The sequence below is a fragment of the Myroides sp. N17-2 genome (genome assembly GCF_002286775.1).
Classification (GTDB): Bacteria; Bacteroidota; Bacteroidia; order Flavobacteriales; family Flavobacteriaceae; genus Flavobacterium.
The window spans coordinates 1-870 of sequence record NZ_NSGJ01000104.1 but is presented as its reverse complement, the minus strand read 5'-3'; the positions used below and the strand labels follow the sequence as shown (position 1 = coordinate 870).

1 pseudogene is annotated in these 870 nt (G+C 39.2%); it reads right to left on the bottom strand.

The features are described from left to right. Positions 1-39: 39 nt before the first annotated feature. A pseudogene (locus CF599_RS19260) lies at positions 40-768 on the bottom strand (IS66 family transposase); the annotation flags it as partial. Between the last annotated feature and the right edge of the window lie 102 nt (positions 769-870).

The following is an 870-nucleotide window of genomic DNA, read 5'->3' as shown; positions in this document are numbered from 1 at the left end:
GTATCCGCCCGAGCAAGTACATCTTGTGAAGTCTAAATATTATTGTACAGCGTCAGTGATTAACGTTTTGTAATTATGAGGATATAGGTCAGTAATCTTCTTGTGATTTATAGATTGAATATTTTCAAGAACATATTTTAACCACTGATAAGGGTTAACGTCATGCTTTTTACAGTTAGCAAAGAAAGTATAAGCCATCGCTGCTCTTTGAGCTGCATCGTGTGATCCTGCAAATAAGTAGTTTTTTCGACCTAGTGCAACCGGTCTAATCGCGTTTTCTACAAGGTTATTGTCTATTTGTAGATTTCCATCATAAAGATATGCGCTTAGATTGTCCCATCTAGTTTGTGAGTAAGCAAAGGCTTTACCTATTTGACTTTTAGGAAGTGTAAGTTTTATTTGGGCAAACATATATTTACCAAGTTCATTGACAATTGGTAAACTCTCTTTAAGACGAAGCTCTTTAATTTGCTCAGGAGTTAAGTTTTGCTCTTTTGCTTTTCTCTCTACAGCGTATAGTTTTTGTATTTCTACCAGTACATACTGTGCCTTTGTTTTATCATTATCTAAGGCTCTTTCAAATTCACGACGAGCGTGCGCCCAACAACCAAGATGAGTCACACCAGACTTAGCTCCATAGGCAAGGTACCCAGAATAGCCATCAGTCTGGAGGTAACCTTTGAAGTTTTCCAATACAGGTAGTGCAGCACTACCACTACGTGTGGGGCTGTAATTAAACATTACTAACTTAGATATAGGTGCGTGATAGTCGGGTAAGAGGGCTCAGTTACCTGAGCCGACTCCCCTAAGAACCGTGCGTGCAAGTTTCCCTGCACACGGCTCAAGTTATTTCAAACTAAGCTTTATTGG